The following is a 9579-nucleotide window of genomic DNA, read 5'->3' as shown; positions in this document are numbered from 1 at the left end:
CCGATCGCCCTAATAGAGGCGCGCCGCCGGCATGGGTTTAGTTCGGGGGAAGCGAGTGATGAACCGTACGTTGAAGCTTTCGATCATGCTGGCGCTCGCCACATGGGGCAGTCAGGCCCTGGCGCAGAACCTGGGCCCGGTCCAGGTCCGCTCCACGATGGACCAGCCGTTGGTCGCGGAAATCCCGCTGACGGGCGTGTCGGGCAACCTCGACAATGTGCATGTCGCCCTGGCCTCGGAAGAAGCCTTTACACGCGCCGGACTGAATCGCGGCGGCTTGCCCGTGGCCCTGAACTTCGCCGTGAGCAAGAACGCATCCGGACAGCCGGTGGTGCGGGTCAGCAGCGCCGAGCCGGTGCGCGACACCTACCTCGACTTCCTGGTCGAGGTGTCCACGGGCGGCAACAAGGTCGTGCGCGAAGTGACCATGCTGCTCGATCCGCCGGGTACGCCGGTGAATTCCGCGGCGGCCACTTCCGCCGCACCCAAGGCCCAGCCCTCGCGCACTTCCGAGGTTCCCGCCCGGGTACCGTCGCATGCGGAGGCACGGCCTTCGCGCGCGGAGGCCACGGCCACGGCGGCTCCCGCCAAGGCCGCCGCCGGCGATACCTACGGTCCGGTGCAGCGCGGCCAGACCCTGTCGACCATCGCCCGCCAGCACGCGGGCGGCGCCGACATGAACCAGATGTTGGTGGCCCTGCACAAGGCCAACCCGGATGCCTTCTATCGCGACAACATGAATGCGCTGAAGACCGGCGCCGTCCTGCGCATTCCGTCCACCGACGACGTCCAGGCACTGTCCGCCGCGTCGGCGCTGGCCGAAGTGCGCCGCCAGAACGAAAGCTGGCGCGCGGGCACCACGCGCGCCCCGTCGGTGGTGGCCGATGCCGCTTCGTCCGCCACGGGCCAGGGTGAAGGAAAGCCGGCCGCTCCGGCGACCGATCGCCTGGCCATCGTCCCCTCCAAGGACGGTGGCGACGCCGCTTCCACGCGTGCGGGCAGCAAGGGCGGCACGGGCGACGCGCAGGTCGCGGGCCTCAAGCAGCAACTGGCCACGTCGCAGGAAAGCGTCGCTTCGCTCAAGCAGCAGGGCGAGGAACTGAAATCGCGCATCGGCGACCTCGAGGACATCAACTCCAAGAACCAGCGCCTGCTGAGCCTCAAGGATTCCGAAATCGCCGAACTCCAGCGCAAGCTGGCCGAGGCGCAGAAGGCTTCCGGCCAGCCGGCCGTGGCGAGCGCGCCGGCTCCGGCCGCCGCCGCGACCTCGTCGGCACCGGCACCGCCGGCTCCCGTCGCCGCCGCCAGCGCGCCCGCACCGGCCTCGGTTCCGGTCGCCTCGGCCACGCCGGCGGCCTCGGCTCCGGCACCTGCCTCGACCGTGGCGATTTCGCCGCTCAAGGAACCCTCGGCGGCGACGTCACCCGCCGCCAAGCCGGTGACGAAGCGGGCGCCGGTCGCTCCCGTTCCGGTCGAGGAAGACCCGTGGTACATGCAGCCGTGGGCCTGGGGTGGCGGTGCCATCGTCATCCTCCTGCTGCTGGTCGCGGCGGTTTTCGGCCGCAAGAAGCCGAAGGCCGCGGCCGCTGCCGGTACCACGTCGCTGGCCGACCGCTTCGGCCAGGAACACGCGTTTGGCAGCTTCGGTGAGCCCAGCGAGGCCATGGACCAGGACCAGCGCGAAATACTCGACGCGCTGGCCGAGCATCCGGACGACATCGGCCTGCACCTCGAACTGGTGAGCCTCTACTACGGCCGCCGCGACGTCGAGCATTTCGAAGCCGCGGCCGAAGCCATGTTCGCCCACGTCGCCGATCCGGAGCAGCCGGAATGGCGCGAAGTGATGATGATGGGCGAGGACCTGGCACCGAGCCATCCGTTGTTCGGTGGCGTACCCGTCGACGAGATCGAGGAGCCGTACGAGGACACCTATACGGCCTCGCGTCCGCACAACGAGGACGAAGTCGCCGCACTCGAGGAATTCGACCTCGGCAACTACGTCACCGGTCCGGACGAGGAAGAACCCCCGCAGAAACCGGCGCCGCAGAAGCACAGCGAATACCATTTCAACTTCGACCTGACGCCGGTGCAGCGCGCCGAAGCGGATCGCCGTCCGAACGCCCCGGGCGTGTTCGATGTCGATGCGCCGGAATCGCCTTATGCCGAGCCGCACGAGACGAACGGCAAGGCGGCCGCCGGTAATGAAACGGCCGGCAAGGACGAGGAACCCTCGACCTGGTCGTTCGAGGACGAGCATGACCTCGCTTCCCGTGGCCATGCCGAGCCGGCCACGACGGCCGGTCACGTGCCCCGTTTCGACGAACCGACCTTCCCGGACGAAGAGCCGCTAGAGGACCACGGTCCGGAGAGCTTCAGCGACGACCCGGTCGATACCAAGCTCGACCTGGCCCGCGCCTACCTCGACATGGGCGACGCCGAAGGCGCCCGCCTGATGCTCGACGAAGTGCTCGCCGAAGGCTCGCAGATGCAGAAGGACACGGCCCGCCGGATCCTCGGCGACATCGTCTAAGAACCATGTGTGTGGCAGCAGCTCTTGTGGGAGCCGACCTTGTCGGCGATGGGTGCTCGCCACACGCTGGCCCGCTGGCGCGGGATCGCCGACAAGGTCGGCTCCCACCCGGCGGTCTGTTACACCCTGGCACGTACCTGCTTCAGTGACTTCATTCGAAGGAGTGCGAATATGTCCAAGCGTCTGCTCGCGGAGTTCTTCGGTACCTTCTGGTTGGTTTTCGGTGGTTGTGGAAGCGCGGTGCTCGCCGCGGCCTTTCCCGAACTAGGCATCGGCTTCGCCGGTGTCGCCCTGGCCTTCGGCCTCACCGTGCTGACGATGGCGTATGCCGTCGGGCACATTTCCGGCGCCCATTTCAATCCGGCGGTGACCCTGGGTTGCTTCACGGGCGGGCGCATTCCCGCCAGCGACGTATTGCCCTATATCGTCAGCCAGGTGATCGGCGCGGTGGCGGCGGGTGGCGTGCTTTACCTCATCGCCAGTGGCAAGCCGGGCTTCGACGTGGCGGCCGGTTTCGCCACCAACGGATACGGCGAGCATTCCCCCGGTGGTTATTCGTTCCTCGCCGCCGTGGTCGCCGAGTTCGTGCTGACCGCCTTCTTCCTGCTGGTCATCCTCGGCGTGACGCACAAGCGGGCACCGGTGGGTTTCGCCCCGCTGGCGATCGGCCTGGCCCTCACGCTCATCCACCTGATCAGCATCCCGGTCACCAATACCTCGGTGAATCCCGCGCGCAGCACGGGCGTGGCCTTGTACCAGGGCGGATGGGCGATCTCCCAGCTCTGGGTGTTCTGGGTCGTGCCATTGCTCGGCGGTGCCGTCGGCGGCTGGATCCATCGGGCGCTGTTGGAGAACGACGGCTCGATCGATCGTTGAGCCAGAAGGAAGGCTCCCACCCCCGGCGGTGGTAACCTTTCCGGTTTCCACCGCCTTTCGAACAACTCCATGCGCATCGCCCTAGGCGTCGAATACGACGGCACCGACTTCCGCGGCTGGCAGCGGCTCAGCCATGCGAAGACCGTGCAGGGGGCGCTGGAGGAAGCGCTGAGCCGGGTCGCCCATCAGCCCATCGAAGTGACCGCCGCCGGGCGCACCGACGCCGGCGTGCACGGCCGCTGCCAGGTGGTCCACTTCGACACCGAGGTGGTGCGGGACATGCGGGGCTGGGTCCTGGGTGCCTGCTCGAACCTGCCGCACAGCGTGGCGGTGACCTGGGCGCTGCCGGTGGCCGACGATTTCCATGCGCGCTTTTCCGCGCGGGGCCGCCGGTACCGTTATCGCATCCTGCCGCGCTTCGTCCGTCCCGCGCTGGACGCCCGTTTCGTGGCATGGGAGCGCCGGGCGCTCGATGCCGAGGCGATGCACGAGGCGGCGCAGGCGATCGTGGGCGAACACGATTTCTCCGCGTTCCGTGCGATCTCGTGCCAGGCGGCGCACGCGCGGCGCAACGTGCGCTCGATCCGCGTGTTTCGCGAAGACATCCACGTGGTGGTGGAGATCGAGGCCAACGCCTTCCTGCATCACATGGTGCGCAACATCGTCGGATCGCTGCTGCCCATCGGTCGTGGCGAGCAGCCCGTGGGCTGGATGGCCGAGCTGCTGGCCGGCCGCGATCGCGAAGTCGCCGGTGCCACGGCGCCCGCGGAAGGCCTGACCTTCATCGGTCCCCTTTATGAAGCCCATTGGGGCCTGCCACAGGAAGTGACGCTATGACCCGGATCAAATGCTGCGGATTGACCCGTATCGACGACGTGCAACTGGCCGCGCGGCTGGGTGCCGATGCCGTCGGTTTCATCATGACGCGCAAGAGCAAGCGTTTCGTCGACCCGGCGTCCGCCGCGTGCTTGCGCGATGCCGTGCCGCCCTTCGTGACGACGGTGGCGCTGGTGATGGACGACGATCCGGCCTATGTGGAGGAAGTGGTGCGGGTGCTGCGTCCGGACATGCTGCAGTTCCACGGCGCGGAAGCGGATGCGGAATGTGGCGCTTACGGTGTGCGCTACCTGAAGGCCATCGCGATGGGCGAGGGTGCTTCGGCGCTGGCTCGCCTGCGCGATTATCCGGGAGCCGCCGGCCTGCTCCTGGATGGCCACGGCCTGGGCGAGCAGGGTGGCAGTGGCCAGCGGTTCGACTGGTCGCTGATGCCGAAGGATCTTGCGCAACCGCTGCTGCTCGCTGGCGGACTCACGGCCGAGAATGTCGGCGAGGCGATCCGCGTCGCCCGGCCCTGGGCGGTGGACGTGTCCAGCGGCATCGAATCGTCGCCCGGGATCAAGGATCGGGCTAAGATGGAACGCTTCATTTCCGCCGTGCGCGCCGTCCCCAACGCGTGACACGGCCTCCAGCAGGTAACGAGAAGGCAATGATCGACATCGCGGATTTCCACGCCTATCCCGACGCGCATGGGCGCTTCGGCGATTACGGCGGCATCTACGTGGCCGAGACCCTCATGGAGCCGCTCGCGGAACTCACCGCGGCGTACGAGAAACTGCGCAAGGACCCGGCCTTCATCGCCGAGCTCGACCGCGACCTCAAGTACTACGTGGGCCGGCCCAGCCCGGTGTATCACGCCGAGCGCCTGTCCAAGCATGTCGGCGGCGCGCGCATCGTGCTCAAGCGCGAAGACCTGAACCACACCGGCGCGCACAAGATCAACAACACTGTGGGCCAGGCGCTGGTCGCCCGGCACATGGGCAAGACGCGCATCATCGCCGAGACCGGAGCCGGCCAGCACGGCGTGGCCAGCGCCACGGTCGCCGCGCGCATGGGCCTGAAGTGCGTGGTGTACATGGGCGCGGTCGACATCGAGCGGCAGAAGATCAACGTCTACCGCATGCGCCTGCTCGGCGCGGAAGTGGTACCGGTCACCTCCGGCTCGAAGACCCTGAAAGACGCGCTCAACGAAGCGATGCGCGACTGGGTCACCAACGTCGCCGACACTTTCTACATTATCGGCACCGTCGCCGGCCCGCATCCGTATCCGCAGATGGTGCGCGATTTCAATGCCATCGTCGGCCGCGAAGCGCGCGAGCAGACGCTCGAACAGTTCGGCCGCCTGCCGGACGTGATCACCGCCTGCGTGGGTGGCGGTTCGAACGCCATCGGCCTGTTCCACGCCTTCCTCAACGACCGCCAGGTCCGCATCGTCGGCGCCGAGGCGGCGGGCGAGGGCATCGAGACGGGCCGCCATGCCGCCTCGCTCGCGGCGGGCAAGCCGGGCGTGCTGCACGGCAATCGCACGTATGTGTTGTCCGACGCGAACGGCCAGATCATCGAGACGCATTCGGTCTCCGCCGGCCTGGATTACCCGGGCGTGGGCCCGGAGCATGCCTTCCTCAAGGACGCCGGCCGTGCGGAATACGTCGGTGTGACCGACGACGAGGCGCTGGAAGCCTTCCACCTGCTGGCGCGCACCGAGGGCATCCTCGCCGCGCTGGAATCGAGCCATGCGATCGCCCAGGCGATCAAGCTGGCTCGCGAGCTTCCGAAGGACGGCCTGGTCCTCGCCAACCTTTCCGGTCGCGGCGACAAGGACGTGCACACCATTGCCGCGCGCGAAGGAATCGAACTCTGATGAGCCGCATCGAACGCCGTTTCGCGGCGCTGAAGTCCGCGGGCCGCACCGGCCTCGTTCCGTTCATCACCGCCGGCGACCCGTCGCCGGATGCCGTGGTGCCGTTGCTGCACGGCCTGGTCGCCGCGGGCGCCGACGTGATCGAGCTGGGCGTGCCGTTCTCCGATCCGATGGCCGATGGCCCGGTGATCCAGCACGCCAGCGAGCGCGCCCTGGCCAAGGGCGTCGGCCTGGGCAACGTGCTGGCCTGGGTCGCAGCTTTTCGCGAGACCGACAACGAGACCCCGATCGTCCTGATGGGTTACCTCAACCCCGTGGAAATGTACGGATACGCGGCGTTCGCCGAAGATGCCGTCGAAGCGGGCGTGGATGGCGTCCTGATGGTCGATTGCCCGTTGGAGGAATCGCATGTCCTCGAACCCCTTCGCAAAGCCGGCCTCGACCAGATCCTGCTCGCCTCGCCGACCACGGCCGAGGCCCGGCTGGCCCGGCTTTGCGAGGCCGCATCGGGCTTCCTGTACTATGTGTCGTTCGCCGGCATCACCGGCGCGGCCCAGCTGAGCACCGGCGAGATCGCCGGGCGCGTCGCCGGTATCCGCGCACGGGCGAAGGCTCCGGTGGCCGTGGGCTTCGGCGTTCGTGACGCCGCGAGCGCTAAGGCGATCGGCGAATTCGCCGACGCCGTGGTCATCGGTAGCGCCCTGGTCGACCGCCTCGCCGGCGCGACCTCGGCCGACGATGCCGCCGGCAGGGCACGGGACTTCCTCGCGCCGATCCGCGCCGCGCTCGACGCGCGCTGACGGTCGGTGCGGTAGTACAGATATTCGGAGAAACACGATGAACTGGCTGCAGAAAATCATGACGCCGAAGACCCGCGCACCCAGCGCGGCCGGCGGCAAGGGCAAGGTGCCCGAGGGCGTGTGGGAGAAGTGCGCCGGTTGCGGCACCGTGCTCTACAAGCCGGAGCTCGAGAAGTCGTTGATGGTCTGCCCGAAGTGCGGCCATCACCACGCGATCTCCGCGCGTGCGCGCCTGGCTGCCTTCTTCGACGAAGGCAGCACGACGGAATTGTGGCCGAAGATGGAAGCGGTCGACGCGCTGAAATTCAAGGACCAGAAGAAGTACAAGGACCGTGTCGCCGCCGCACAGAAGAACACTGGCGAGAAGGACGCGCTGATCGCGATGTCCGGCCGCTTGCTGGAGCGTCCGCTCGTCGCGGTGGCCTTCGAGTTCTCCTTCATGGGTGGCTCGATGGGCTCGGTGGTGGGCGAGAAGTTCGCGCGTGCCGCGGAGAAGGCGCTCGCCGAAAAGAGCGCGCTCGTATGCTTCTCCGCCACGGGCGGCGCACGCATGCAGGAAGGCCTGTTCTCGCTGATGCAGATGGCGAAGACCTCGGCGGCCCTCGCCCGCATGCGCGACGCGGGCGTTCCCTACATCTCGGTGCTCACCCATCCCACCACCGGTGGCGTGTCGGCGAGCCTGGGCATGCTGGGCGACCTCAACGTGGCCGAGCCGAAGGCGCTGATCGGCTTCGCCGGCCCGCGCGTCATCGAGCAGACCGTGCGAGAGACCTTGCCCGAAGGTTTCCAGCGTTCCGAATTCCTCGTCGACCACGGCGCGGTGGACGTGATCGTCGACCGTCGCGAGATGCGCGACAAGCTCGGCTCGATCCTCGGCATCCTGCAGAAGGCGCCGCGCGCCGCCGCCTGATTTCGTGTGGGAAGCCCGGTATAGCCGGCAATACCCGGTACGCGGCTCAGACCAGCACGCGTTCCGCCCACAGCGACAACGTGCCCAGTCCACCGCCGATGGCGGTGGCTGCGAGCACGTCGCTGGGGTAGTGCAGGCCGAGCACGACACGCGATGCGCCGACCAGGGCGGCGAAACCGATCAGGAAGGGCGCCAGCACCGGGTAATGCGCCACCGCCACGACGGTGAACGACACCGCTTGCAGCGTGTGCCCCGAAGGAAAGCTGAACTCGTCCAGTGGCGGCACGTGAGCGATCACGCCGGGGCAGGTGCGGAACGGACGCGGACGTCGTGTCCAGCGCTTCAGTACCCGGTAGAGCATCAGCGCCGTGAGGCCGGTGATCGCCATCTGCACCGCCACGGCCACGCCGTGCCATCCGCCCACGAGGGCGATGACGCTCATCAGCGCATACCAGAACACGCCATCGCCCAGGCGGCTGATGGCGCCGAAGAAGATGCCGATCGCCCTGCGCGCGCCCCAGCGGTTGGCGGCGACGCACATGCGGCGGTCCAGGTTCGCCCTACGCGGCGACGGCGGTGCTGCGTTCATGGACGTGCTCCTCGGCGAGGGATTGCATGATCGATTCGAACTCGGCCACGACCGATTCCGGCGAAAGGCCGGCCACCGAGTTGCGCGCGGCGACGCCCATGGCGGCGCGCACCGTGGCATCGGCGCCCAGTGCGGCGGCGCGTTCGACCAGTCCGCCTTCGTTGCCCGGCGCCACACGAATGCCGTTCTGGCCGTTGCGAATGAACTCGCGCGCGGCGGCTTCCGCATAGGCGACCACCGGAACACCCGAGGCCATCGCCTCGAGTACCACGTTGCCGAAGGTCTCGGTCAGGCTCGGGAAGACGAAGAGGTCGGCGCTGGCGTAGAAGGTGGCCAATTCGTCGCCACGGCGCGTGCCGGCGAAGACGATGTCGGGATTGGCGGCTTCGAGCGCCGCGCGGCCGGGACCGTCGCCGACGATCACGCAGCGTGCTCCGGGCGTGCGGCGGGCGAGGGCGCGGAAGGCATCGATCACCACATGCAGGTTCTTCTCGGGCGCGATGCGGCCGACACTGAGCAGCACCGGCGCATCGGCCGATGCGCCCCAGGAGGCGCGCAGGCTTTCGTCGCGGCGATCGGGGTGGAATCGCTGGGTGTCGACGGCGCGTCGCAGCACGCGAACGTCGTGCACGCCGAGGTCGTTCAGTTCGCCTGCGAGCTGGCCGGTCGGCACCAGGGTGGTCTGCGCGCGGCGATGGAAGCGGGCGAGGTAGTGGCGCACGAGCGGCGTCAACGCGCCGAAGCCGTAGTGGCCGACGTAGAAGTCGAAGCGGGTATGGAAGCCGGTGGCCACCGGGATGCCGAGGCGGCGCGCGGCGCTGACGGCGCTCCAGCCCAAGGGGCCTTCCGTGGCCACATAGATGGCATCCGGCCTGTCGGAGCGCCAGCGGCGCTCGATGCGAAAGCGGGAGGGCAGGCCGAAGCGCAGGCCTGCGTAACGGGGCACCGCGGCGCCTTCCACGGCCAGGACGTCCATCCCGGCATCGGCCAACGGCGGGGTCGCCGGATGGATCGGGCGGACGAGGTCGACGGAGTGGCCGCGGCGGACGAGACCGCGGGCGAGCGACTGGACGGTCAGGGCGACACCGTTGACGTCCGGTGCATAGGTCTCGGTGACGATGCCGACGCGCATGGCGGTGCCCCTACTGGCCTGGTTGGCTCATGCTGGCCTTCCGC

The 9579-nt window shown here is 68.5% G+C and carries 9 protein-coding genes; 7 read left to right on the top strand and 2 right to left on the bottom strand.

Translation table 11 applies throughout. The annotated features are described in order from the left end of the window. Positions 1–58: 58 nt before the first annotated feature. From ACR9Y6_RS07425 to accD, 7 genes are all read left to right on the top strand, one after another. On the top strand, positions 59–2530 hold the full coding sequence (locus tag ACR9Y6_RS07425; RefSeq protein WP_481280719.1) for a motility hub landmark protein FimV: 2472 nt from the start codon (positions 59–61) through the stop codon (positions 2528–2530). Between the two features lie 171 nt (positions 2531–2701). Next, positions 2702–3406 (top strand): aquaporin Z, encoded by a 705-nt coding sequence (gene aqpZ, locus ACR9Y6_RS07420; RefSeq protein WP_371023038.1) that lies wholly within the window; start codon positions 2702–2704, stop codon positions 3404–3406. Positions 3407–3475: 69 nt separating this feature from the next. After that, positions 3476–4243: a tRNA pseudouridine(38-40) synthase TruA gene (gene truA, locus ACR9Y6_RS07415; protein ID WP_481280718.1), complete on the top strand. Its 768-nt coding sequence runs from the start codon at positions 3476–3478 to the stop codon at positions 4241–4243. Next, positions 4240–4863 (top strand): phosphoribosylanthranilate isomerase, encoded by a 624-nt coding sequence (locus ACR9Y6_RS07410; protein ID WP_481280717.1) that lies wholly within the window; start codon positions 4240–4242, stop codon positions 4861–4863. Before truA ends, ACR9Y6_RS07410 begins: the two co-directional genes overlap by 4 nt. Before the next feature lie 29 nt (positions 4864–4892). Next, complete coding sequence (gene trpB / locus ACR9Y6_RS07405; protein ID WP_481280716.1) at positions 4893–6104, top strand: tryptophan synthase subunit beta; 1212 nt, start codon at positions 4893–4895, stop codon at positions 6102–6104. After that, a complete protein-coding gene (trpA, locus tag ACR9Y6_RS07400) occupies positions 6104–6904 on the top strand; it encodes a tryptophan synthase subunit alpha (RefSeq protein WP_481280715.1) in 801 nt (266 codons plus the stop codon). The genes trpB and trpA overlap by 1 nt, the downstream gene beginning before the upstream one ends. 37 nt (positions 6905–6941) lie before the next feature. Further along, positions 6942–7814 (top strand): acetyl-CoA carboxylase, carboxyltransferase subunit beta, encoded by an 873-nt coding sequence (accD, locus tag ACR9Y6_RS07395; protein ID WP_481280714.1) that lies wholly within the window; start codon positions 6942–6944, stop codon positions 7812–7814. Positions 7815–7860: 46 nt separating this feature from the next. Here the strand turns inward: accD and ACR9Y6_RS07390 are convergent, their stop codons facing one another. Continuing rightward, complete coding sequence (locus ACR9Y6_RS07390) at positions 7861–8403, bottom strand: phosphatase PAP2 family protein (RefSeq protein ID WP_306847460.1); 543 nt, start codon at positions 8401–8403, stop codon at positions 7861–7863. Then, positions 8375–9535 carry a glycosyltransferase family 4 protein gene (locus ACR9Y6_RS07385; RefSeq protein ID WP_481280713.1) on the bottom strand — a complete coding sequence of 387 codons (1161 nt, stop codon included), beginning with the start codon at positions 9533–9535 and terminating at the stop codon, positions 8375–8377. Before ACR9Y6_RS07385 ends, ACR9Y6_RS07390 begins: the two co-directional genes overlap by 29 nt. Between the last annotated feature and the right edge of the window lie 44 nt (positions 9536–9579).

The sequence above is a fragment of the Luteibacter sp. TLI7-4A genome (genome assembly GCF_056754745.1).
This window is presented reverse-complemented; position numbering and strand designations above follow the sequence as displayed.